At 59.3% G+C, this 24,744-nt stretch carries 21 protein-coding genes; 5 read left to right on the forward strand and 16 right to left on the reverse strand.

Translation table 11 applies throughout. The features are described 5' to 3' along the window. Positions 1-172 precede the first annotated feature (172 nt). Entirely contained in the window at positions 173-1,687 is a 1,515-nt protein-coding gene (gene ilvA / locus AAEO81_RS28990; RefSeq protein WP_341960567.1) for a threonine ammonia-lyase, biosynthetic, read from the reverse strand. Positions 1,688-1,833: 146 nt separating this feature from the next. On the opposite strand from ilvA, the gene rpiA reads away from it, so the two are divergent. Further along, positions 1,834-2,505, forward strand: coding sequence for a ribose-5-phosphate isomerase RpiA (gene rpiA, locus AAEO81_RS28995; protein WP_341960569.1), 672 nt, complete (start codon positions 1,834-1,836; stop codon positions 2,503-2,505). 157 nt (positions 2,506-2,662) lie between these two features. Here the strand turns inward: rpiA and AAEO81_RS29000 are convergent, their stop codons facing one another. The 4 genes from AAEO81_RS29000 to AAEO81_RS29015 all read right to left on the reverse strand — a co-directional run bounded on the left by AAEO81_RS29000 (position 2,663) and on the right by AAEO81_RS29015 (position 6,868). Next, the gene (locus AAEO81_RS29000) at positions 2,663-3,574 is read right to left on the reverse strand and encodes an SdiA-regulated domain-containing protein (RefSeq protein WP_341960571.1); all 912 of its coding nucleotides are present in this window, start codon (positions 3,572-3,574) and stop codon (positions 2,663-2,665) included. A 106-nt stretch (positions 3,575-3,680) separates the two neighbouring features. Further along, a complete protein-coding gene (locus tag AAEO81_RS29005) occupies positions 3,681-4,598 on the reverse strand; it encodes an SdiA-regulated domain-containing protein (protein ID WP_341960573.1) in 918 nt (305 codons plus the stop codon). A 168-nt stretch (positions 4,599-4,766) separates the two neighbouring features. Further along, positions 4,767-5,432, reverse strand: coding sequence for a fumarylacetoacetate hydrolase family protein (locus tag AAEO81_RS29010; protein WP_341960574.1), 666 nt, complete (start codon positions 5,430-5,432; stop codon positions 4,767-4,769). Between the two features lie 41 nt (positions 5,433-5,473). Continuing rightward, a complete protein-coding gene (locus AAEO81_RS29015) occupies positions 5,474-6,868 on the reverse strand; it encodes an FAD-binding oxidoreductase (RefSeq protein WP_341960575.1) in 1,395 nt (464 codons plus the stop codon). 200 nt (positions 6,869-7,068) lie between these two features. Between AAEO81_RS29015 and serA the strand changes: the two genes are divergently transcribed. Then, complete coding sequence (gene serA, locus AAEO81_RS29020) at positions 7,069-8,298, forward strand: phosphoglycerate dehydrogenase (protein WP_166594259.1); 1,230 nt, start codon at positions 7,069-7,071, stop codon at positions 8,296-8,298. Positions 8,299-8,481: 183 nt separating this feature from the next. Here the strand turns inward: serA and AAEO81_RS29025 are convergent, their stop codons facing one another. Beyond that, complete coding sequence (locus tag AAEO81_RS29025) at positions 8,482-8,919, reverse strand: DUF4399 domain-containing protein (protein ID WP_341960577.1); 438 nt, start codon at positions 8,917-8,919, stop codon at positions 8,482-8,484. 315 nt (positions 8,920-9,234) lie between these two features. Continuing rightward, the gene (locus tag AAEO81_RS29030) at positions 9,235-9,876 is read right to left on the reverse strand and encodes a 2OG-Fe(II) oxygenase (protein WP_341964648.1); all 642 of its coding nucleotides are present in this window, start codon (positions 9,874-9,876) and stop codon (positions 9,235-9,237) included. Positions 9,877-10,072: 196 nt separating this feature from the next. Here AAEO81_RS29030 and AAEO81_RS29035 point away from each other — a divergent pair, with 196 nt between their 5' ends. Continuing rightward, positions 10,073-10,813, forward strand: coding sequence for a DUF2059 domain-containing protein (locus AAEO81_RS29035; protein ID WP_341960578.1), 741 nt, complete (start codon positions 10,073-10,075; stop codon positions 10,811-10,813). A gap of 128 nt (positions 10,814-10,941) precedes the next feature. Here AAEO81_RS29035 and AAEO81_RS29040 read toward each other — a convergent pair whose 3' ends face one another. Further along, a complete protein-coding gene (locus AAEO81_RS29040) occupies positions 10,942-11,883 on the reverse strand; it encodes an alpha/beta hydrolase (RefSeq protein WP_341960580.1) in 942 nt (313 codons plus the stop codon). Positions 11,884-11,988: 105 nt separating this feature from the next. Here AAEO81_RS29040 and AAEO81_RS29045 point away from each other — a divergent pair, with 105 nt between their 5' ends. Beyond that, on the forward strand, positions 11,989-12,576 hold the full coding sequence (locus tag AAEO81_RS29045) for a DUF6436 domain-containing protein (protein WP_341960581.1): 588 nt from the start codon (positions 11,989-11,991) through the stop codon (positions 12,574-12,576). Positions 12,577-12,631: 55 nt separating this feature from the next. Here AAEO81_RS29045 and AAEO81_RS29050 read toward each other — a convergent pair whose 3' ends face one another. Beyond that, positions 12,632-13,546 carry a ParB/Srx family N-terminal domain-containing protein gene (locus AAEO81_RS29050; protein ID WP_341960583.1) on the reverse strand — a complete coding sequence of 305 codons (915 nt, stop codon included), beginning with the start codon at positions 13,544-13,546 and terminating at the stop codon, positions 12,632-12,634. A 132-nt stretch (positions 13,547-13,678) separates the two neighbouring features. Between AAEO81_RS29050 and AAEO81_RS29055 the strand changes: the two genes are divergently transcribed. Next, entirely contained in the window at positions 13,679-16,078 is a 2,400-nt protein-coding gene (locus AAEO81_RS29055) for a penicillin acylase family protein (protein WP_341960584.1), read from the forward strand. A gap of 146 nt (positions 16,079-16,224) precedes the next feature. Here AAEO81_RS29055 and AAEO81_RS29060 read toward each other — a convergent pair whose 3' ends face one another. The 7 genes from AAEO81_RS29060 to AAEO81_RS29090 form a co-directional block, all read right to left on the reverse strand. Then, on the reverse strand, positions 16,225-17,115 hold the full coding sequence (locus AAEO81_RS29060) for an ABC transporter permease subunit (protein WP_166594252.1): 891 nt from the start codon (positions 17,113-17,115) through the stop codon (positions 16,225-16,227). Next, complete coding sequence (locus AAEO81_RS29065; RefSeq protein ID WP_166594251.1) at positions 17,112-18,032, reverse strand: ABC transporter permease subunit; 921 nt, start codon at positions 18,030-18,032, stop codon at positions 17,112-17,114. Before AAEO81_RS29065 ends, AAEO81_RS29060 begins: the two co-directional genes overlap by 4 nt. Continuing rightward, on the reverse strand, positions 18,029-19,171 hold the full coding sequence (gene potA, locus AAEO81_RS29070; protein WP_341960587.1) for a polyamine ABC transporter ATP-binding protein: 1,143 nt from the start codon (positions 19,169-19,171) through the stop codon (positions 18,029-18,031). Before potA ends, AAEO81_RS29065 begins: the two co-directional genes overlap by 4 nt. 55 nt (positions 19,172-19,226) lie before the next feature. Next, positions 19,227-20,321 carry a polyamine ABC transporter substrate-binding protein gene (locus tag AAEO81_RS29075; protein ID WP_341960588.1) on the reverse strand — a complete coding sequence of 365 codons (1,095 nt, stop codon included), beginning with the start codon at positions 20,319-20,321 and terminating at the stop codon, positions 19,227-19,229. Positions 20,322-20,608: 287 nt separating this feature from the next. Continuing rightward, entirely contained in the window at positions 20,609-21,706 is a 1,098-nt protein-coding gene (locus tag AAEO81_RS29080) for a polyamine ABC transporter substrate-binding protein (protein ID WP_341960590.1), read from the reverse strand. A gap of 236 nt (positions 21,707-21,942) precedes the next feature. Further along, the gene (locus AAEO81_RS29085; RefSeq protein ID WP_341960592.1) at positions 21,943-23,307 is read right to left on the reverse strand and encodes an aspartate aminotransferase family protein; all 1,365 of its coding nucleotides are present in this window, start codon (positions 23,305-23,307) and stop codon (positions 21,943-21,945) included. Positions 23,308-23,379: 72 nt separating this feature from the next. Continuing rightward, positions 23,380-24,738, reverse strand: coding sequence for a glutamine synthetase family protein (locus tag AAEO81_RS29090; protein ID WP_166594246.1), 1,359 nt, complete (start codon positions 24,736-24,738; stop codon positions 23,380-23,382). Between the last annotated feature and the right edge of the window lie 6 nt (positions 24,739-24,744).

Genomic DNA, 24,744 nt, shown 5'->3' on the forward strand with positions numbered 1-24,744 from the left:
ATCGGCTGCGTAGCAGTCGTAAACCTGACGACGCGGTATGCCTGACACAACCGAGGTGTCCGGTTTTACTGCCGCTTCGCGACAGATCGCAGGCAAGGTGGAGCGCCACCCCGGCACTCCTACGCCCTTCGGGCAGAATCAAGAGCGTGCGCCCTCACCGCGACCAACGATGTCAGCCGAGAAACAACCTATACGCCGGATTATTCGTCTCATCCCAATACGGATACCCAATCTCCGCCAGCGCCTTCGGCACCAGGTGCCTTTCATCCTCCGGCACCACCAGTCCCGCCACGACCCGACCATCCGCAGCCCCATGATTACGGTAGTGAAACATCGAGATATTCCACTTCCCGCCCAGCTTATTCAGAAAATTGAACAACGCTCCCGGCCGCTCCGGAAACTCGAAGCGGAACACCACTTCGTCACTGACCCGCTCCGAATGCCCGCCCACCATGTGCCGCAAATGCAGCTTGGCGAGTTCGTTGTCGGTCAGGTCCAGCACCGGGAAGCCTTGCTCGGTGAGGCTCGCGATCAGCGCCTTGCGCGGGTCGTTCTCGGGGTGGGTCTGCACGCCGACGAAGATGTGCGCCTCGCGGTCGGTGTGGTAGCGGTAGTTGAATTCGGTGATCTGGCGCTTGCCCACGGCTTCGCAGAACGCCTTGAAACTGCCGGGCTGTTCGGGAATGGTCACGGCAATGATCGCTTCGCGGCCTTCGCCCAATTCAGCGCGTTCGGCGACGTGGCGCAGGCGGTCGAAGTTGACGTTGGCGCCGGACTCGATGGCCACAAACGTCTGGCCTTTGACCTCGTATTGCTCGACGTATTTCTTGATCCCCGCTGCACCTAAAGCGCCCGCAGGCTCGGTGATCGAGCGAGTGTCGTCGTAGATGTCCTTGATCGCCGCGCAGATTTCGTCGGTGCTGACGGTGATGACTTCGTCGACGTAATCCTTGCAGATGTCGAAGGTGTGCTGGCCGATCTGCGCCACGGCCACGCCGTCCGCGAACAATCCGACCTGCTGCAACACCACGCGCTCGCCGTAGGCCATGGCCTGTTGCAGGCAGTTGGAGTCGTCCGGCTCGACGCCAATCACCTTGATCTCCGGCCGCAGGTATTTCACATAGGCCGCGATGCCTGCGATCAGCCCGCCACCGCCCACCGGGACGAAGATCGCGTCCAGTCGGCCGGGGTGCTGACGGAGGATTTCCATGGCCACCGTGCCTTGCCCGGCGATGGTGTCAGGGTCGTCGTAGGGGTGAATGTAGACGTAGCCTTTTTCCTCAACCAGCTTCAGGGAATACGCCAGCGCCTCGGGAAACGAGTCACCGTGCAGTACGACTTTTCCGCCGCGCGAACGCACGCCCTCGACTTTGATCTCCGGCGTGGTCTTGGGCATCACGATAGTGGCCGACACGCCCAGGGTTTTCGCCGCCAGCGCCAGACCCTGCGCATGGTTGCCCGCCGACGCCGTAACCACGCCCCGCGCCAGCTCTTCCGCGCTCAGCTGCGCCAGCTTGTTGTAGGCGCCGCGAATCTTGAAGGAGAACACCGGTTGCAGGTCTTCGCGCTTGAGCAGAACCGTGTTGCCGAGCCGCTCGGACAGCTGTCGAGCGCCGTGCAGCGGGGTTTCGATGGCGACGTCGTAGACGCGGGAGGTGAGGATTTTCTTCACGTACTGTTCGAGCATCGGGGAGCATCACTGGCGAAAGGGGCAAGAGCCGGAAGTCTACCCCGCGACCCGACGCACGACCACACCAAGAGTCAGGCTTTACCGACGGCATGTCGCTATAATGCCCGCCCTTTTTGTGTCCTTTGGCCCCCGTGGAGCCCCGCATGACCCAGGATCAACTCAAACAGGCCGTTGCACAGGCCGCCGTCGACTTCATCCTTCCGAAACTCGACGACAAAAGCATCGTGGGCGTCGGCACTGGCTCCACCGCCAACTGCTTCATCGACGCGCTGGCGCAGCACAAAGGCGCGTTCGACGGCGCAGTCGCCAGTTCCGAAGCCACCGCCGCACGCCTGAAAGGCCACGGCATCCCGGTGTATGAGCTGAACACGGTCAGCGATCTGGAGTTTTACATCGACGGCGCCGACGAAAGCGACGAGCACTTGAACCTGATCAAAGGCGGCGGCGCAGCCCTGACCCGCGAGAAGATCGTGGCGGCCGTGGCGAAAACTTTCATTTGCATCGCCGACGGCAGCAAGCTGGTGCCGGTGCTGGGCGCGTTCCCGCTGCCTGTGGAAGTCATCCCGATGGCCCGTAGTCACGTTGCGCGTCAATTGGTGAAACTGGGCGGCGACCCGGTGTATCGCGAAGGCGTGTTGACCGACAACGGCAACATCATTCTCGACGTGCACAACATGAACATCACCAATCCGGTGGAGCTGGAAGCACAGATCAACGCCATCGTTGGCGTGGTCACCAACGGGTTGTTCGCGGCGCGCTCGGCGGACTTGCTGCTGTTGGGCACTCAGGAAGGCGTGAAAACCCTGACTCGCTGAACCCTGGCCTGGCGACCTCCGCAGTTCTGTCGAAACATGAAACCCTGTAGGAGCGAATTCATTCGCGAGACGTCGGTACAGTCGATAGACGTTTGTCGGCTGCAAGGGCCGCTCGCGAATGAATTCGCTCCTACAGGGTTATCGAGAAACCATTTAGCTACTGCTTCTTGAACACATAAAACAAATTCGGCTCGCTCACCAGATACAACGTCTCGTCATCCCCCATCGCGATCCCCTCCGCCTGCGGCACGCTCTTGCTCAGGCCCATGCTGCCTTTGCTCAACGAGACATTGCCCACCGGCCGGCCTTCGGTATCCAGCTCCAGAATCTGCCGCGACTCATCGGAGAGCGCCAACAAATGGCCGCTGCGCTCATCAAATTGCAGGCTGGAGAGGTCACGGACAAACAGCCCCGCGTCCCGGCGTTTGCTAGAGGTCACTTCCAGGGGGCTTGGCGCGCTCGCATCAAGGTTGGGAAAACCGCGCACTTCGAGGATCTGCACGGGCTTGCGCTCCTTGGCGACAAACAGGCGCTTGCCCCTGTTGTCATAAGCCAGCCCTTCGAAACCGCTGTTGCCCCCGGCCCCCATACCCAACGTCAGTTGCTCGGCGTCGGCAGAATCGAGAAACAGGGTGTCGTCGTCCACGTGGACCTTGATCAAACGCTGCTGGTATTCATCGCTGATGACATAGATGCCGGGGCTGATGTACTCCACCGCCTCGGCATCCCCAAACCCCGTCAGCGGAATTCGCCTGAGGATGTGGCCTTCCAGGCTTAGTTCTACCAGTTCGGGGTCTTTGTTGGTCACCGTGAACAGGGTCTTGCGATCAGGATCGAAGCTCAGGGCCGAAACGTTATCCGCCAGCCCTTCAATCGCTCGTGCCTCAATCACCACTTCGTAATCGTCCAATCCCAGCGCTTGCGCATCGCTTGACTGCCAGAAGACCTGCCAGTTGAACCACATTCGCTCGATGAGCCGGTACTCGCCAACAGCGCGCCAAGTGATCGCCAGCGCCATAACGACCAGCAACGTCAACAGGACGGTTTTGAGAGGGGACAAAGTACGCATGGATGACGCTCGGGTTCAGACGGGACCGCTTTAATATCACGGTAGCCTGAAACCAGACTGAAAAACGGACGCCTTGACGGTTTGATGGCGTGCCGCACCTGTCTGACTACTGCTTCTTGAACGAGTAAAACAGGTTCGGCTCGCTGACCATGTAAATCGTGCCGCTTTCGTCCATCGCAACGCCCTCGGCGCGAGGGATGGTGTGGGCCAGGCCGTTGAAGCCTCTCACCAGCGCCATGAAGCTGACCTTGTTGCCCTTCTCGTCCAGCTCCAACAGCAAGTGGGACTCGGCAGACAGCACCAACAGGTGCCCGGTTTTCTGATCGGCGTACAGCGCCGACAGGTTGCGGACGATCAGGTTGTCGTTCTCGCGCTTCTGCTTGTCGCCCTTCAACACAGCACTGCCGTCGGATTTCCAGCTGAACAAAGCAGGCGGGCGCTCTTCGCCGAGCATGATCTGCTGATTACGCGGGTCCCAGGCCACCCCTTCGAACGCCTTGTTCTGATCGGCTGAAGGCCCCAGGTCGTATTTAGGGAAGTCTGCGATGTTCAGGGTCTTGGTCTCCGGCGTCACCGTGACCATGGTCATCAGATGTTGGCGCTCGTCGACAATCGCGATCAGACCGTTGCCCAGCACGGCCACGCCTTCGGGGTTGCTCCAGCCCACCAGTGGAATCTTGCGCAGCACATCCCCGGTCAGGCTCAGCTCGGCCAGAAAGGCGTTTTTGCCCATGACCGAGTACAAGGTTTTGCTGGACGCGTCATAGGAAAGATCAGACGCCTCGTCCTTTTCCAGCCCTGCCAAGGGTTTGCCATCGATGACAGCGTGATAGTCAGGCAGCCAGATGCTCGCATTTTGCTCAGCGGCGGAAGCGGTCTGTTCGCGCAGCCACAGCAGGCCGCGATCATCCCAGTGCCAGGCGTAGGACAGCCCCACGAGAATCGCCACCAGGGCGATCAGCAACCAGAACCAGGAGAAACGTCGGCGCGCGGGAGTGCTCAGCGATTGATCAGTAACAGCCATTGAAACGATCCTGAAGAAAAATCCATGGGCACAGCGATGTGACGCTGCGGTCGGCGGAGGATTATCCAGATAGGCTGTGAAAAAAACGGCAATCTGGACATTTCCCGCGCTTATAAAAAAGGCCGCTTGCGGGGTCACAAGCGGCCTGTTGGCCGAGCCTGTCGGGTATCAGCGCACGTCGCTTTCGAAACGGCTCTGGCCTGGTAGTTCGAGGACGATCTGATCGCCCACGTTGAACGGCCCGACACCGGCTGGCGTGCCGGTCATGATCAGGTCGCCCGCTTGCAGCGAGAACTGCGACGCCATGTGCTGAATCATCGGCACGATGGGGTTGAGCATCTGGCTGCTGTTGCCGTCCTGACGCACTTCGCCGTTGACGGTCAGGCGGATGGCGATGTCGGCGAGGTCCGGGTAGACGTCTGCAGAGACGAACGGGGCGATCACCGCCGCGCCGTCGAACGACTTGGCGATTTCCCACGGCAAGCCTTTTTCTTTCAGCTTGGACTGCACGTCACGCAGGGTCAGGTCCAGGCCCGGCGCGAAGCCGGAAATGGCGTCCAGCACTTCTTCACGGCTCGGGTTCTTGCTCAGCGGCTTGCCGATCAAGACCACGATTTCGGCTTCGTAATGCACCGAACCCCGATCCTGAGGGATGCTGAAACCGCCTTCGATCTCGACCACGCAGCTGCCGGGCTTGATGAACAGCAGCGGCTCAGTCGGCACCGGGTTATCCAGTTCCTTGGCGTGTTCGGCGTAGTTGCGGCCGATGCAGACCACTTTGCCCAGCGGGAAGTGAACCTTGGTGCCGTCGAGGTATTTGTGCTGATAGCTCATGAGCGTTCCTTTAATACAGCGTCTATTCAGTCAATCGTCGCTTACTGCGCGAAGATTTTGCCAGGGTTCATGATGCCGTTCGGGTCGAACACGGCTTTCACCGCTTTCATGTACTCGATTTCCACGGGCGAGCGGCTGTATTCAAGGTAATCACGTTTGACCAGCCCGACCCCGTGCTCGGCAGAAATCGAGCCGTTGTACTTCTCGACGGTCTCGAACACCTTCTTGTTCACCGTCGCGCACCGGGCGAAGAACTCCTCTTTGGGCAGATCGCCCGGCTTGAGGATGTTCAGGTGCAAATTGCCGTCGCCGATGTGGCCGTACCAGACGACCTCGAAATCAGGGTAGTGCGTACTGACGATGGCGTCGATTTCATTCAGGAACGCTGGCACCTTCGAGACAGTGACCGAGATATCGTTCTTGTACGGCGTGTAATGGGAGATGGTTTCCGACAGGTATTCGCGCAATTTCCACAGATTCTGCAGCTGTTGCTTGCTCTGGCTCATCACGCCGTCGATGACCCAGCCCTGCTCCACACAATGCTCGAAGGTCGCCAGCGCCTGATTGGCGATCTCTTCGTTGCTCGCTTCGAATTCCAGCAAGGCGTAGAACGGCGTCTTGGTTTCGAACGGCTCGGGCACGTCGCCTCGGGCCAGAATGTGGGCCAGGCCCTTGTCGGAAAAGAATTCGAACGCAGTCAGGTCCAGCTTGCCGTGGAAGGCGTGCAGCACGGGCATGATCGAATCGAAATCCGGCGTGCCCAACACCATGCAGGTCAGGTTGTTCGGCTCGCGGTCCAGACGCATCGTCGCTTCGACGACGAACCCCAGCGTGCCCTCGGAGCCGATGAACAGCTGACGCAGGTCGTAGCCGGTGGCGTTCTTGAGCAAGTCTTTGTTCAGTTCAAGGATGTCGCCCTTGCCCGTCACCACTTTCAGGCCCGCGACCCAGTTGCGGGTCATGCCGTAGCGAATGACCTTGATCCCGCCGGCGTTGGTGTTGATGTTGCCGCCAATCTGACTGGAACCGGACGACGCGAAATCCACCGGGTAATAAAGGCCGTTCTCTTCCGCGAAGTTCTGCAATTGCTTGGTGACCAGGCCTGGCTGGCAACGCACGGTACGGTCGGTGGCATTGAATTCGAGAATCTGATTCATGTAGTCGAAGGAAACGACCACCTCGCCGTTCATCGCCACGGCCGCAGCCGACAACCCGGTACGACCACCCGACGGCACCAGCGCAAACCTGTGCTCGTTGGCCCAGCGGACAATGGCCTGGACCTGTTCGGTGGTCTTAGGGAACACGATGGCGCTGGGCGCCGGGGCGAATTGCCGGGTCCAGTCCTTGCCATAGGCTTCGAGAGAATCGGCATCGGTGAGCACTTTTCCGGGCTCGACCAGGGACTTAAGTTCTTCTATCAACGCAGACTGTGTCATCAAGGAACTCTCGAACGATTCATGGTGATCCTGAGAACGGCTCACGTCGCAGGAACGGGTATTTAGCGGGGCACATATGCTAGCATACCGCCCCCGCAGAGACGTGCCTGAGGCCGACCTGCGAAGGCGCCGTTGCGCCGTGAGGCCAGCTTGCGCTGTCCAATTCCCTGCCATTTTCTCCGGGACACAGGTTTACGCAGATGAGCAAGACTTCCCTCGACAAGAGCAAGATCAAGTTCCTTCTTCTCGAAGGCGTCCACCAATCCGCAGTCGACGTCCTCAAGGCCGCCGGTTACACCAGCATCGAATACCACACCAAGTCGCTGCCGGAAGCCGAGCTGAAGGAAAAGATTGCCGACGCTCACTTCATCGGTATTCGCTCCCGCACCCAACTGACCGAAGAACTCTTCGACAGCGCCAAGAAACTGGTCGCGGTGGGCTGTTTCTGCATCGGCACCAACCAGGTCGACCTGGACGCGGCCCGCGAGCGCGGTATCGCCGTGTTCAACGCCCCGTACTCCAACACCCGTTCGGTCGCCGAGCTGGTGCTGGCGGAGGCGATCCTGTTGTTGCGCGGCATCCCTGAGAAAAACGCTTCCTGCCATCGCGGTGGCTGGATCAAGAGCGCGGCGAACTCGTTCGAAATCCGTGGCAAGAAACTGGGCATCATCGGCTATGGCTCGATCGGTACTCAGCTGTCGGTTCTGGCCGAAAGCCTGGGTATGCAGGTGTTCTTCTACGACCCGCTGACCAAGCTGCCACTGGGCAACGCGAATCAGGTGGCCAGCCTGACCGAGCTGCTGGGCCTGGCGGACATCGTGTCGCTGCACGTGCCTGAGCTGCCATCCACTCAGATGATGATTGGCGAGAAAGAAATCCGTGCCATGAAGAAGGGCGCGATCCTGATCAACGCTGCGCGTGGCACCGTGGTCGATCTCGACGCACTGGCCAGTGCGATCAAGGATCAGCACCTGATCGGCGCCGCCATCGACGTGTTCCCGGTCGAGCCGCGCTCCAACGACGACATCTTCGAAAGCCCGCTGCGTGGCCTGGACAACGTGATCCTGACCCCGCACATCGGTGGTTCCACCGCCGAAGCCCAGGCCAACATTGGTCTGGAAGTGGCCGAGAAGCTGGTCAAGTACAGCGACAACGGTACGTCGGTGTCCTCGGTCAACTTCCCGGAAGTGGCCCTGCCGGCTCACCCTGGCAAGCACCGCCTGCTGCACATCCACGAAAACATTCCGGGTGTGCTCATGGAGATCAACAAGGTGTTCGCGGAAAACGGCATCAACATCTCCGGTCAGTTCCTGCAGACCAACGAGAAAGTCGGTTACGTGGTCATCGATGTCGACGCCGAGTACTCGGACCTGGCGCAAGAGAAGCTGCAACACGTCAAAGGCACCATCCGCAGCCGCGTGCTCTTCTAAGGCTGGCGCTGAAATGAAAAAAGGAGACCTTTGGGTCTCCTTTTTTGTGCCTGCCAATCGGACCTGTAGAGGCACCACTGACAGGTAGGAGTGAGCTTGCTCGCGATAGCGGTATGTCATGCAACATTAATGGGGATGACAGAACGCTTTCGCGAGCAAGCTCACTCCTACAGGGGTACGGGGTTATTTCACAGTAATCGTGATCTTCTGCGACTCAACCACCGGACTGACCGGCACGTGGTTTTTGTCACCGACCAACAATTGCAAGGTGTGCTGACCCGGCGTGAGGTTCAGTTCGGTTTCGGTCTGGCCTTTGCCGAAGTGACGGATGTTGTCGGTGGTCGGCAGCGGCGCATTCATGTCGGGCTGGTCTTTCACGTCGATCAGCAGGTGATGGTGCCCGGTGTCCGGCACGTCAACGCCCGCTGGCGCTACGCCCATGCCCTTCAGACCAAACTGGACTTTGAACGTACCGTTAACCACGGCGCCGTCCTTGGGCGAGATGATGTAAACCTCAGCCCCGGCTGGCGAAGGAGTGCGTGGCACGTCGGCCGCCTGAACCATGAATGTCGAGCCCAGCAGCAGGCCTGCGAGGGCAGTTCTTGCGAATAAGGTTTTCATGAAGCTCTCCCGTTTCTACTTTTTATAAAGCGCTCAACGTCGGACCTGTCAGCCGGGACTCGGTTCAAGGTCTGCGGACAAACGCTCTGGCACGGCGTTTACCTTAGTCCGAACAGCGGCAGAGGGCGCGGGGAGAGTGATTGTGTGTAGAAGATTTCATGTTGGACAAACACATGCAGCACGCTCCCCTGTAGGAGCGAATTCATTCGCGAGGCGGTTCTACAAACGACACATTTTCATCGAATGTAACGGCCTCTCGCGAATGAATTCGCTCCTACAGGGGAAGCGTGTTTATCCATCACTGAGCAGGACGCCCTACAGCTCAAAAGGCTCATTGCCCCGGCGCCGGAACCAGCCGGTCAGCGACAGTCGATCACGCCGGGCGGGCAGGACTTCGTGGGGCATGTCGCCTGACAGAAACAACACCAACGAGCCGCCCGTAGGCTGGACATCCAGTTCGTTGCCGTCCTTCAAGAACATGCGCAGCTGGCCGCCATCTTCGGGCTGCCAGGAAGGGTCGTTCAGGTAAATCACCGCCGAGACCATGCGCTTGTCGTCGTCCCGAAAGCGGTCGACGTGCCTGCGATAAAACGCGCCCGGCGGGTAAAAAGCGAAATGGCTTTCGAAATCCTCCAGCCCCAGGAACAAACCGCGATTGAGCGCAAGACGCAACTGATCCATCACTTCCAGATACCGGTCGCACGGTTCGGCCTGCCCCGCTTCCAGCCACTGAATGTGATCGCCGCGAATTCCTTCTCGAACCTCCTGTGCAGGACCACGCCCCACCGCCGCCGGAGCCAGGTCGCCTTCGGCCGCGCGTTTGCGGCACTCAAGCGCCAGCTCGCGGGTCAGCGCTTCGGGCAAAAAGACGTCCTGCTGCGACCAGCCATGTTCGGCCAGGTCATCGACGATTTTCATCAGCAGGGGATCATCAGGGGATATGTGCATGCCGCGCATAGTATCCACACGCCGAACAATCCAACAGAGCCCGCGGTCTGCCAGCCACAGAATATTTTCAGGGCGGTAAAAACCTGCATCCGCTTTATCCGAAAGATCGCCGAACCCACGGATTTTCTTGGGGTCTGGCAACTTGTTAACTCGACAAATCCCCGCCGCCCCGCCGAGAATAGCGGCCTGCCGACAGGAGTCTCTAATGCGCCGTCTGTTTTTCCTGCTGTTGATGTTCTGCACCATGCCCGTTTGGGCAGACGGCCACGACCAGCTGTACAAGGTCGCCGGCTGGCCGGAACAGCGCGCGCATTTCAACGACGCCCTGAAAGCCGCACAACAGCGCTACAAAAACAGCCTGCCGCCTGCGGTGTACGACGCCCTTGTCAGCAATAGCAACCAACGGTTCGCGCCACAGGCCATGGACCAGCGTGCCGAGCAGAAGCTGCGCCAGACCTTGCAGGACCCGAACCCCGCGTTGCAGTTTTTTCAGTCGCCGTTGGGTCGCAAGATCGTCAACGCCGAGTTGACCGCCACCCGCCCTGATCAACTCGCCAAGAACGCTCAGGGCCTGCCGAAGATGCAGGCCAGCGATAACCGCATGCTGATCATCGGCCACTTGTCCAGCGCCCTCCCCGCCAAGGAAGCGGGCGCGGAAGTGAGCCTGGCGATTGCAGGTGTGGCGGCTGATAGCCTGAGCTCGATGATTCCGGGCTTGATGGGCGGCGGCTCGACCCAAGGCATGCTCGAAGGCCAACGCCAGCGGCTCATGGCGCAAATCGCCAACGACATGAGCAACACCCTGCTGTACGTGTACCGCGACCTGTCTGACCACGAGCTGGACGAATTCTCGACCTTCGCGGAATCGAACGAGGGCAAGGCTTACTACCAGGCGGCACTGGCAGCGATTCGCGCGGGGTTAGCGGTGGGGCAAAGCGTGAATTGATCGCCCCCACGCGCACATTCACTGTAGGAGTGAGCTTGCTCGCGATTGCGGTAGAGCCGCCACACTGTCTCATTTGACACACCGTAATCGCGAGCAAGCTCACTCCTACAGTGGATGCAATTTACAGCTCACCCCATCCGCTGCGTCAAAAACCCGAAAAACTGTGCTCTCAACGCTGGCAACTCATTGGCCAGATGATGCCGCGCTTCGTGCAGCATGAAGATTTGCGGGTGGTCGAATTTTTCGTTGAGCACCGCGAGGTTATGGCTCCAGTCCACGGTCATATCGGACTCTCCTTGCACGACCAGCGGGCTGCGATTGCTGCGCGGGGCGTTTTCGATGCGTTCGATCCACCGAGCCAATGCCCCCACCCAAACCGTCGGCAAGCGTCGAGGCTGTAAGGGATCGGCCATCAGAAACGGCAAAAACGCAGGCGCATTGGAGTTTTCGCTGAAACGCCGGTCGATGCCTTTCACGAATGCCCGCAGCAGGTAATAACTGACCTTGGACCACGTCCAGCCGCGAGGACGCACCAGCGGCGCCAGCAGAATCGACTGCCCCTGAATCGGGCTGTCATCGCCGTGATTGAGCAGGTGGTCGATCACGATGGCCCCGCCCGTGCTCTGTCCGCACAGGTGCCACGGCTTGGGCAGTTGCAGGATTTCAGCCTCGACGAACAATCGGTCGAGCACCACCTGATATTCCGAAAAATCGGTAATGCTTGCCCGTGTCCCACTGGACAACCCATGGCCCGGCAAATCGCAGGAAATCACCGCAAAGCCAAGCTCCAGAGCCCATTCAATGACGTGTCGGTACAGACCCATGTGGTCGTAGAAACCGTGCACCAGCACCAGCGTTGCCACGGGCGACTCGGGGGCCCAGAGCTGGGTGACGATCTCGTAACCGCCGATCTCGAAACGTCCGAGACGGCTGTTGACCAAACCGTCACGCCCGAGCCCTATCAGGCTGTAGAAGCGCTGGTAGGCAAGTTCCTCTTCCGTGAGCGCCAGCTTTGCGCTCAGCGGTTGCAGGCCAGCGCGCAGGTGATCGGGGTCGAACGTGTTGGGCATCGGCAATCCACATCAGGCAATAGGAATTCACAGTGACGCATGCCTGCGAGTTTCTTCCGTCCTCACAGGCGTGGCAAGCTACGTCACCCACATCGAAGCCACCTCATGACTGCTCATTCGCTCGTTCGTCGCCGCACGCTGTTCCTCGCGCTGATCGCCTTGGGCTGTGTGGCAGCCTTGTGGCTGGGCTACAGATGGTTTGAGGGTCGATACGTCCGAGCGTTCAGTGATCAAACGGCACTGTTCGCAGGAGACAAGCTTAGCCTGCCTGCGGCGATTGCAGGGCCGGGGCGTATTCGGGTCGTGCATTTCTGGGACCCGGCCTGCCCCTGCAACGTGGGTAATCAAGAACATCTGAGCGAATTGGTCGAGCGCTTCTCCGGCGAAGGCGGCGTGGATTTCTATGCCGTGCAGAAGCCAGGTACCCACGGAATCTTGCCCTCGACGCTGAGCGCGATCAAACCTTTGAACGACTTGCCGGGGGCTGAACGAATCACGTCCAGCCCGGCTGTGGCGATTTGGGACCGGCAGGGCAACCTTGCGTATTTCGGGCCGTACAGCGAAGGGCTGGTCTGCAATGCGCAGAACAGCTTCATCGAGCCGATCCTTCAGGCGCTCAAGGCAGATCGACCGGTGCATGCCACGCACACCATGGCTGTGGGGTGTTATTGCCCTTGGGCGTCTTCTGACTGAACCTGCTGCTTTAGCCGCAGATTGATCCCACAGTGGTCATGCATCCGCTCTGAAATCAGTGACTGGCCTTGTAATCGATCACGTACGGCAGCTTTTCATCGGCAGTCTTGGTCAGCACCTTGCGCTTGACCGACTTGAAGCCCCCCAACTGCTTGGCGGTCATGCCCTCGCCGATCGGTTTGCTCAAGGGCGGCTTGACCATTAACTCGCTCGCCGCCTGCAACGCCCGATGGTAGCCGCTGCGTTCACTAAGGTTGTAATCCGCCAGGACCAAACGATGCCGCAGCCAGTCTGCCCAATAGAACTCCAGAAACTCCGGCGAGACGCCGCCTGACTTGGGTTTATCGTACGCCGCGCCGCGCACGAAATAGACGAGGCTGCGCAGGACGTCGTTGTGCATCGCTTGCAACCCGAGGTGTTCTGGCAGTTGATCAGGAGAAATCGACTGGCCGTTGCCGTCCTTGAGCCAAACCTTGTGCGCTTTCTGCATGCGCGTCCAAAAAGCGGCCATGTCCGGGCTGTCGCTGAACACATCGGTGATGCGCACCTTCATCTTCATCTGCGGCCCCGCGCCGGGCTGTTCCCACAGCGTGCTGAACGTGTGGTGACCGTCCGTGAGATAAAAACGCCCTTCGGGGCCGACCACCACGGTTTTCATGTCTTTAAGGTGGGCGTTTGGCTCGTCTTTGCAGGTATAGCTCTCAGGATTCAGCGGGTCAGCGCTTGCGTTGATCGCCTTGGCCTCGTGCTGACCGTTGCTTTCGCAGATTTCGTCGAACAGCTTTTGGCGATCCTTGGCGAAACGTTCGAGCTGGTAATACACCTGATCGAATCCGATCACCGCTTGGGTCGGGTGCAGTTGGTCGAGGCTGACCTCAACGACGTCTCCGGGTTTCGGGCCGCTGAAAGCGAAGACAGGGGCGCAGGCCAGGGCGAGCAACAGTGTCAGCGCGCAGGTTTGAATTCGCATGGTTCGAGGCTCTTGCTGAGTTGGGGAGGAGCTTACTCCATCCGGCGCCCTCGCTCCGTTGCAGCACCGCTACACAGCCCCGCGACAAATCTGTAGCCTTCCCCGCTTCTCTCTGTTTTTTCGAGCCTTCGGATGAAACGCAGCCTTTCCGTGATCGCCATCGTGATCGTTCTGATCACAGGCGGTGGAACCTGGTATGTCCACAGCAAGCAGCCTGTGCGCGATGGCGAGGTGGCTCTGGCGCAGCTTCATGCGCCGGTCAGCGTGCGCTACGACGAGCGCGGCGTGCCGCACATCAAGGCTGAAAATCAGGATGATCTGTATCGCGCGCTGGGGTACGTCCACGCGCAAGACCGGCTGTTCCAGATGGAAATCCTGCGTCGGCTGGCCCGCGGCGAGCTGGCCGAAGTGCTTGGCCCCAAGCTGGTGAACACCGACAAACTGTTTCGCAGCCTGCGAATCCGCGAACACGCTGACGCCTACGTTGCTCGGCAGGACAAGGACACCCCGGCCTGGAAAGCCTTGCAAGCCTACCTCGACGGCGTGAACCAGTTTCAGGCAACCCACCCTAAGCCCATCGAGTTCGACGTGCTGGGCATCGAGAAGCGGCCATTCACCGCTGAAGACACCCTGAGCATCGGCGGTTACCTGGCCTACAGTTTTGCCGCTGCCTTTCGCACCGAACCGTTGCTGACGTACGTGCGCGATCAACTGGGGCTGGATTATCTGAAAGTCTTTGATCTGGACTGGCAACCTCAAGGCGCCTTGCCCCCCTCCCCGACGTTGAGCAGCAAGGACTGGAAAGGCCTGAGCGATCTGGCGCAACTGAGCGCGAAGGCGCTGGAGGACGCAGGCCTGCCGCAGTTTGAGGGCAGTAACGCGTGGGCGGTGTCCGGCAGTCGCACCCAAAGCGGCAAACCCTTACTGGCGGGCGATCCGCACATTCGGTTCTCGGTGCCTGCTGTCTGGTATGAAGCGCAGCTGTCGGCACCGGGTTTTGAGCTCTATGGGCATTTTCAGGCGCTCAACCCGTTTGCCCTGCTGGGCCACAACATGGACTTCGGCTGGAGCCTGACCATGTTCCAGAACGACGACGTTGACCTGATCGCGGAAAAGGTGAACCCGGAGAATCCCAATCAGGTCTGGTATCACGGCGCCTGGGCAGACATGACCTCGCGCCCCGAGCAGATCAAGGTCAAAGGCGAGTCGCCGATCACCTTCACGCTGCGCCAATCGCCCCATGGCCCGATCGTTAATGACGTGCTGAGCGCCAGCGGCATCCAGGACCACGCCGACACGCCGGTCGCCATGTGGTGGTCTTTTCTGGAATCCGAAAACCCGATCCTGCAAGGCTTCTATGAAGCCAATCGCGCCGACACGCTGAACAAGATGCGCGGCGCTGCCGAAAAGATTCAGTCGCCAGGCTTGAATGTGGTTTACGCCAATGCCAAAGGGGACATCGGCTGGTGGGCGGCGGCGCAGTTGCCTGTGCGCCCGAATGGCGTGAACCCGGCCTTTATCCTCGATGGCAGCGGCGAGCAGGCCGACAAACTCGGCTTCTACCCCTTCAGCGCCAATCCTCAGGAAGAGAACCCGGCTCGGGGTTATATCGTCTCGGCCAACTTTCAACCCGTGTCGCCAACGGGCGTGGAAATTCCGGGCTATTACAACCTCGCGGAACGGGGCCGTCAGCTGGACAAACAACTGAGCGACACTTCTGTGAAATGGAACCTGGACAACAGCAAGGCGCTGCAACAGGGCACGAAGACGGATTACGCGCAGCAGATTCTCACACCACTGATTCCCGTGTTGCGTCGGGTCATCAGCGATCCCGAAGAGCATGATTTGATCGAGCGTCTGACGGCCTGGAAAGGCGATTACCCAGTGGATTCAGTGGGCGCCACGCTGTTCAATCAGTTCGTCTATGACCTGAGCAATCAGGCGTTTCGCGACGAATTGGGCGACGGAATGTTCGCAACCCTGATCTCAACACGGGTGATCGACCTGGCGTTGCCAAGGCTGGCCGCCAATCCGAACTCGCCGTGGTGGAACAATCGAAACTCCAACGAGCCGGAGAGCCGGGATAACACCGTGAAGGTGGCCTGGCATGCCACGGTTTCGCACCTGAAATCGCTGTACGGCTTGAATCCGGATGAGTGGACGTGGGGCAAGGCGCACACCCTGACCCACGAACACCCGCTGGGACGCCAGCCGCCGCTGGACAGGCTGTTCAACGTCGGCAAGTTCGCCGCGCCGGGCACCCACGAGGTGCCGAACAACCTGTCGGCCAGCATCACGCCCGCGCCATGGCCCGTGACCTATGGGCCATCGACCCGCCGCCTGATCGACTTCGCCGACCCTGCGCATGCGCTGGGCATCAACCCGGTCGGGCAAAGCGGGGTGTTGTTCGACAAACACTACGCGGATCAGGCACAGGATTACGTCAACGGCCAGTACAGGCCGGAGCGGTTCAGTGAGGGGGATGTGGCGGGGAATAGCACAGAGGTGTTGAAGCTGGTGCCAGCTCGCTGACACCCCTCAACCTTGTGGGAGCCAGCTTGCTGCGGGCGGCGTTCCGACGAATGCGGTGTGTCATTCAGTATCTGGGTGACTGACCTGACGCATTCGTCGGAACGCCGCCCGCAGCAAGCCGGCTCCTACAGGTATGCGGTGCCTTATTAAATCTGCTCAACCACCTTCGCACGACGCACATCCGGCTGTTTCCAGCCATCTGCTGCCGCTTCTTCGATGGCCTGTTGAATGGCCTTTCTGCGGTTGTTTTCGGCGCGGCGGCTGAAGAACCACACCATGAACGTCGCGATCGAAACCGCCAGCAGAATCAAACTGGCAATGGCGTTGATCTCAGGCTTCACACCCAGGCGTACCGCCGAGAACACTTCCATCGGCAGCGTCGTGGAGCCCGGGCCGGACACGAAACTCGCCAGTACCAGGTCGTCCAGCGACAAAGCGAATGACATCATGCCGCCCGCTGCCAGCGACGGCGCGATCATCGGGATGGTGATCAGGAAGAACACCTTCCACGGACGCGCGCCGAGGTCCATGGCGGCCTCTTCGATGGACATGTCCAGCTCACGCAGTCGTGCCGACACCACCACCGCCACGTAGGCCGCACAGAACGTCGTGTGGGCGATCCAGATGGTCACGATGCCGCGTTCCTGCGGCCAGCCGATCAACTGCGCCATGGCCACGAACAGCAGCAACAGCGACAGACCGGTGATCACTTCGGGCATCACCAGTGGCGCCGTCACGAGGCCGCCGAAGAACGTGCGGCCCTTGAAGCGCGTGACGCGGGTCAGCACAAACGCGGCCATGGTGCCGAGGGCGACCGCCGCAATCGAGGTGTAGCAGGCAATTTCCAGCGAGCGCATCACGGCACTCATCAGTTGGGTGTTGTCGAGCAAGCCGACGTACCACTTCACCGACCAGCCACCCCAGACCGTCACCAGTTTTGAGGCATTGAACGAGTAGATCACCAGGATGACCATGGGCGCGTAGATGAAAATCAGGCCCAGTACCAACATCAGGTTCGAGAATCGGAAGCCTCTCATGCCTTGCCCTCCAGTTCTTTGGCCTGGCTACGGTTGAACAGAATGATCGGCACGATGAGGATCAACAGCATCACCACCGCCAGCGAAGACGCCACCGGCCAGTCGCGGTTGTTGAAGAACTCTTGCCACAGAACTTTACCGATCATCAGCGTCTCGGGACCGCCCAGCAATTCCGGGATGACGAACTCGCCCACCACCGGGATGAACACCAGCATGCAGCCAGCGATAATGCCGTTCTTGGACAGCGGCACGGTGATTTTCCAGAAGCTGTTGAAGGTGCTCGAACCCAGGTCCGACGCGGCTTCCAGCAGGCTCTGGTCGTGCTTCACCAGGTTCGCATACAGCGGGAGGATCATGAACGGCAGGTATGAATAGACCACGCCGATGTAAACAGCGAGGTTGGTGTTGAGGATCTGCAACGGCTCGCTGATCACGCCCAGCCACATCAGGAACGCGTTCAGCAAGCCGTTGTTGCTGAGAATGCCCATCCACGCGTAAACGCGGATCAGGATTGCGGTCCAGGTCGGCATCATGATCAGCAGCAACAGCACCGTCTGCATTTCTTTGCGGGCGATGGAGATGCCGTAGGCCATCGGATAGCCGATCAACAGGCACAGCAAGGTGCTGAAGAACGCCATCTTCAACGAACCGAGGTACGCCGAGATGTACAGGTCGTCACCGGTCAACAACGCGTAGTTGGCGAAGTTGAGGACGATGTCGAGCTTCTGCTCGGCGTAGGAGAATATCTCGGTGTACGGCGGAATCGCGACGTCGGCTTCGGCGAAACTGATCTTGATGACGATCAGAAACGGCAGCGCGAAGAACAGGAACAGCCACAGGAACGGAACCCCGATGACCGCCTGACGGCCAGTGGGTGTTATGCGATGGAGCGCACGTTTGATTTTTCGGATTTTCATGAGCGCAGTACCACGCCGCTGTCGTCTTCCCACCAGACGAACACTTCGTCGTCCCAGGTAGGGCGCGCGCCGAGGCGTTCCGAGTTGGCGACGAACGACTGGACCAGCTTGCCGCACGTCAACTGCACGTAGAACACCGAGTGGCCGCCCAGGTACGCGATGTCGTGAATCTTGCCGCGCGACCAGTTGTATTGCGTGGTCGGTTGTTCGGTGGTGATCAGCAGCTTCTCGGGCCGGATCGCGTACGTCACGCGCTTGTCTTCCACGGAGGTGCTGACGCCGTGGCCCACGTAGATCTCACGCTCAAGCTCCGGGCTGTGAATCAGCGCGTGGCCTTCCATGTCCTCGATAACTTCGCCGTCGAACAGATTGACGTTACCGATGAATTCACAGACCAGACGGCTGGTCGGGGTTTCGTAGATGTCCACCGGGCTGCCGATTTGCGCGATCCAGCCCAGGTGCATGATCGCGATGCGCTGGGCCATGGTCATGGCCTCTTCCTGGTCGTGGGTCACCATCACGCAAGTCACACCAACGCGCTCGATGATTTCCACCAGCTCCAGCTGCATTTGCGAACGCAGTTTTTTGTCCAGCGCGCCCATGGGCTCGTCGAGCAGCAACAGTTTCGGTTTCTTCGCCAGCGAACGGGCCAGGGCCACACGCTGACGCTGGCCACCGGACAACTGGTGCGGCTTGCGCTTGGCGTACTGGGTCATCTGCACCAGCTTGAGCATCTCAGCTACGCGAGTGTCGATTTCGGCCTTCGGCAGCTTGTCCTGTTGCAGACCGAACGCGATGTTCTGCGCCACGGTCATATGCGGGAATAGCGCGTAGGACTGGAACATCATGTTGATCGGACGTTCGTACGGCGGCATGTCAGTGATGTCGACGCCATCGAGGAAGATCCGGCCCTCGGTCGGACGCTCAAAACCGGCGAGCATGCGCAGCAGCGTGGATTTGCCGGAGCCGGAACCGCCGAGCAGGGCGAAAATCTCGCCCTTGTTGATCTGCAGAGACACATCGTCCACAGCAATCGTCTCGTCGAACTTTTTCGTGACCCGATCGATTTTGACCAGCACCTGTTTAGGTTGCTGACCACCCTCAAGGGCTTTTTTGTAGGCGCCGGAGGCAACTGCCATGGGTGAAACTCCCAACTGTGCTTGCGCCCGGCCGATATGACCGGGCGCGAGGTCTTTATTTACCGGATTTGATCTTGGTCCAGCTGCGCGTCATCACGCGCTGGATTTTCGGTGGCAACTCGGAATTGACGTACAGCCGCTTCTGCACGTCCGCTGACGGATAGACCGCTTCGTCTTTGCGGATTTCCTGATCCATCAGCTCGCCCGACGCCGGGTTCGGGTTGGCGTAACCCACCTGATCGCTGACCTTGGCGATTACGTCAGGCTTGAGGATGTAGTTGATGAAAGCGTGCGCGGCTTTGACGTCCGGCGCGTCAGCAGGGATCGCGAGCATGTCGAACCACAGGTTGCCGCCCTCTTTCGGAATCGCGTAAGCGATGTTCACGCCTTTGCCCGCTTCCGCTGCACGAGCCTTGGCCTGGAACACGTCGCCGGAGAAACCGGCTGCGATACAGATGTCGCCGTTGGCCAAGTCGGTGATGTATTTGGAGGAGTTGAAGTAGGTCACGTAAGGACGCACTTTGAGCAACTTGTCCTCGGCCTTCTTGTAATCTTTTTCGTCGGTGCTGTTAGGATTCAGGCCCATGTAATTGAGCACGGCGGGCATCATTTCATCAGCCGAGTCGAGGAACGCGACGCCACACTTCTGCAGCTTCTTGATGTTCTCGGGCTCAAACAGCACGGCCCAAGAATCGATGGTGTCGACGCCCAGCACTTCCTTGATCTTGTCGACGTTGTAACCGATCCCGTTAGTCCCCCACAGGTACGGCACGGCGTACTGATTGCCCGGATCGTTTTTCTCCAGGCGTTTCATCAGTTCGGGATCGAGGTTGGAATAATTGGGGAGTTGCGATTTGTCGAGTTTCTGAAACGCACCGGCCTTGATCTGTTTGCCAAGGAAGTGGTTGGAAGGGACGACCACGTCGTAACCGGTGTGACCGGCGAGCAGTTTGCCTTCCAGGGTTTCGTTGGAGTCGAAGACGTCGTACTTGGTCTTGATCCCCGTGGTGTTTTCGAAATCCGCGAGGGTCGTGGTGCCGATGTAATCGGACCAGTTATAAATGCGGACGGTGGATTCCGCGTAGGCGCCGACGGCGAGCGTCAGGCCGACTCCGAGTAGCAAGCCTTTGGAAAACAAAGAAATAGACACGTGTGCAGTCCCTTTTAGTAGGTGGGCATGTTGCCCTGGCCGACGACAGTAACGACTGCCTGTGACAAATCCGGCGCGCAACTTACCTTCGTTGAACCCATCTCGCAAAAAAACTTTATTTCAGCCCGCAGTGGGAGCTGTAGGAGTGAGCTTGCTCGCGATTGCGGTGTGTCAAATACACGAATGATGACTGACGCACCATCTTCGCGAGCAAGGTGGGGCGCCACCCCGGTCACGCCTACAAGGCTGATCACGTGCCGTTATTCAACGACACGTTTCAGTCCGGCTTACTTGCCCGATTTGATGTTGGTCCAGCTGCGGGTCATCAGACGCTGAGTCGCTGCAGGCAGGTCAGCAATCGCATACAACTTGGCCAGCACGTCGGCAGGTGGATAAACGCCTGGGTCCGAAGTGATTTCTTTATCGACGAACTCGGTCGCAGCCTTGTTGCCGTTCGGGAAGTGAACGGCGTTAGTGATCTCGGCCATCACTTTCGGTTGCAGGATGAAGTTCATGAACTTGTAGGCGCCTTCGACGTTTTCGGCGTCTTTAGGAATGGCGACCATGTCATAGAAGCTGCCAGCACCTTCTTTCGGAATGTTGTAGCTGACCTTGACCTTGCCACCGGCTTCTTCAGCACGGGCCTTGGCCTGGTACACGTCACCCGAGTAACCCACGGCGACACAGATGTTGCCGTTGGCCAGGTCCGAGATGTACTTGGACGAGTGGAAGTAGGTAACCGAAGGGCGGATTTTCTTGAACAGCGCTTCAGCTTTCTCGATGTCTTCTTTCTTCTGGCTGTCGGTCGGCAGACCCAGATAATGCAGCGCCACTGGCAGCATTTCGGTCGGCGAATCGAGGAAGCTGATGCCACAGCCTTTCAGCTTGGCGGCGTTCTCAGGCTTGAACAGCAGGTCCCAGGAGTTGGTCGGTGCGTCGGCGCCCAGAGCAGCCTTGACCTTGTCGGCGTTGAAGCCGATTCCGATCGAGCCCCACATGTACGGGAAGGCGTGCTTGTTGTCCGGGTCGCTGATGGACACGGCTTTCAACAGCGCAGGGTCGAGGTTTTTGTAGTTAGGCAGCTTGGACTTGTCCAGCTCCTGGTAAACACCGGCCTTGATCTGCTTGGCCAGGAAGTTGTTGGACGGGACGACGATGTCGTAGCCCGACTTGCCTGCCAGCAATTTGGCTTCGAGGGTCTCGTTGCTGTCGAAGACGTCGTACACCACTTTGATGCCCGACTCTTTTTCGAAGTCGGCGATGGTGTTTGGCGCGATGTAATCGGACCAGTTGTAGACGTGCAGAACTTTATCATCGGCGTGTGCCGCTGCGGCCACTGCGCCCATCAGGGACAGGGCGAGGAGGGTTTTGCCAAATTTCTTCATGCGTACAGCTCCAATGTTTTTATGTTAGCGGCGACTAAAACAACCGTTAGTCTGGCAATTTCCTGGGCGGGCTTACAAGCAGAGCGGCCTGCCTTCTTGCTTAGCTTTCAAAGATTTCATCTGCACCCGGCGAAACGCTCTCTGTAGGAGTGAGCTTGCTCGCGATAGCGGTGCATCATTCGACCCATTCGGTTCAGACAAATAGCAATCGCGAGCAAGCTCACTCCTACAGTCCATCACTTACTCAACTCGGCCAGCGTCAGGTCCAGGCATTTGCGGGCCTTTTCCACCAACTCATCGATCTCGGCGAAGCTGATCACCAGCGGCGGCGAGATGATCATCGTGTCTCCAACCGCACGCATGATCAGTCCGTTATTGAAGCAGAAAGTGCGACAGATCATGCCCACGCCCTGATCCACGTAACGCGCGCGAGTGGCTTTGTCTTTCACCAGTTCGATGGCGCCGAGCATGCCGACGCCCCGCACTTCACCCACCAGCGGATGATCGCTCAGCTCACGCAAACGTCTTTGCAAATAGGGTGCCGTTTCCGACTTCACGCGCTCGACGATCTTTTCTTCGCGCAGGATGCGGATGTTTTCCAGCCCCACTGCCGCAGCCACCGGATGACCTGAATAAGTGAAGCCGTGGTTGAAATCACCGCCCTCGTTCAGCACTTTCACCAATTCGTCGCGCACGATCACGCCGCCCATGGGGATGTAGCCCGAGGTCAGGCCCTTGGCGATAGTCATCAGATCAGGTTTGAGGTCGTAGAAATCGCTGCCGAACCACTCGCCGGTGCGACCAAAGCCACAGATCACTTCATCGGCCACGAACAGGATGTCGTACTTGGCGAGGATCTCTTTGATCTTCGGCCAGTAGGTGTCAGGCGGAACGATCACACCGCCCGCGCCTTGAATCGGCTCGGCGATGAACGCACCGACGTTGTCCACGCCGAGTTCGAGGATTTTCTTTTCCAGTTGCTCAGCCGCCCAGATGCCGAATTCGTCCGGGGTCATGTCGCCGCCTTCACCGAACCAGTACGGCTGCGGGATGTGGACGATGCCCGGAATCGGCAGGTCGCCCTGCTCGTGCATGTAGGTCATGCCGCCCAGGCTCGCGCCTGCCACGGTAGAGCCGTGGTAGCCGTTCATGCGGCTGATGATGACTTTCTTGCTCGGCTTGCCCTTGATCGCCCAGTAGTGGCGCACCAGACGCAGCACGGTGTCGTTGCCTTCGGAGCCGGAACCTGTGAAGAACACGTGGTTCATGCCTTGCGGCGCGATATCGGAAATCGCCTTGGCCAGTTGCAATGCGGGCGGGTGAGCGGTCTGGAAGAACAGGTTGTAATACGGCAGCTCGCGCATCTGTTTGCTGGCGGCTTCGGCCAGTTCTTCACGACCGTAGCCGACCGCTACGCACCACAGACCGGCCATGCCGTCGAGGATTTTGTTGCCTTCGCTGTCCCACAGGTAAACGCCCTTGGCGTTGGTGATGATGCGCGGGCCTTTCTCTTTAAGCTGTTTAAAGTCGCTGAACGGCGCCAGGTGATGATCACTGCTGAGGGCTTGCCATTCGCGGGTTTGCGGGTTGTTGGAACTCATGAAACCACTCCATTAGCTGCGTATCGCGTGTGGCGCCATCGGCCTTCTCAGGCTCGATGGCGCCCGTGATCTTCAGACGGCGAAGAGCAGGAATTCCCGCTCCCACGAGCTGATCACACGCTTGAAGTTTTCGTGCTCGGCGCGTTTCACGGCGACGTAGCCGGTTACGAAGGTCTTGCCGAGGTATTTCTCGACCGTCTTGCTATTTTCCATCCGCTCCAGCGCGTCTTCGATGGTCAACGGCAGGCGCAAGTTGCGGCGCTCGTAACCGCGGCCCACCACTGGCGCACTCGGATTGAGGCCTTCGACCATGCCAATGAAGCCGCACAGCAGGCTCGCGGCAATCGCCAGATACGGGTTGGCGTCAGCGCCGGGCAAGCGGTTTTCAACGCGGCGGTTTTGCGGGGTCGCATCCGGGACGCGCAGGCCGACGGTGCGGTTCTCCTCGCCCCATTCCACGTTCACGGGCGCCGAGGTGTCGGGCAGGAAGCGGCGGAACGAGTTGACGTTAGGGGCGAACAGCGGCAACAACTCGGGGATCAGCTTTTGCAGGCCGCCGATGTGCTGCAGAAACAGCTCACTCATCGTGCCGTCTTCGTTAGAGAAGATGCTCTTACCGGTCTCGATATCGATGATGCTCTGGTGCAGGTGCATCGCGCTGCCAGGCTCGCCGGTCATGGGCTTGGCCATGAAGGTCGCGGCCACGTCGTGTTTGAGCGCGGCTTCACGCATGGTGCGTTTGAACACCAGAATCTGGTCGGCGAGATGCAGCGCGTCACCGTGACGGAAATTGATTTCCATCTGCGCGGTGCCGTCTTCGTGAATCAGCGTGTCCAGGTCGAGGTTCTGCAGCTCGCACCAGTCGTAGACGTCTTCGAACAACGGGTCGAATTCGTTGGCGGCTTCGATGGAGAACGACTGACGACCGGTTTCCGGACGACCCGAGCGGCCCACCGGCGGCTGCAACGGGTAATCGGGGTCGTCGCTGCGCTTGGTCAGGTAGAACTCCATCTCAGGCGCCACGATGGGCTGCCAGCCTTGATCGGCGTAGAGCTTGAGGACCTTCTTCAAGACGTTGCGCGGGGACAGCTCAATCGGGTTGCCCTGCTTGTCGTAGGTGTCGTGAATCACCTGCGCGGTGGGCTCAATTGCCCAAGGCACCAGAAACACCGCATTCTGGTCAGGACGGCAGAACATGTCGATGTCCGCAGCGTCCAGCAATTCGTAATAGATGTCGTCTTCGACGTAGTCCCCGGTCACTGTCTGCAGCAATACGCTTTCCGGCAAGCGCATGCCCTTCTCGGCAATGAACTTGTTAGTCGGAGAGATTTTGCCGCGCGTGATACCGGTGAGGTCGGCGATCATGCACTCGACTTCGGTAATCCTGTGTTCTTTCAACCAATCGGTGAGCTGGTCGAGGTTGGTACTCATAAATAC

This window comes from Pseudomonas sp. RC10, from assembly GCF_038397775.1.
GTDB lineage: Bacteria > Pseudomonadota > Gammaproteobacteria > Pseudomonadales > Pseudomonadaceae > Aquipseudomonas > Aquipseudomonas bambusae.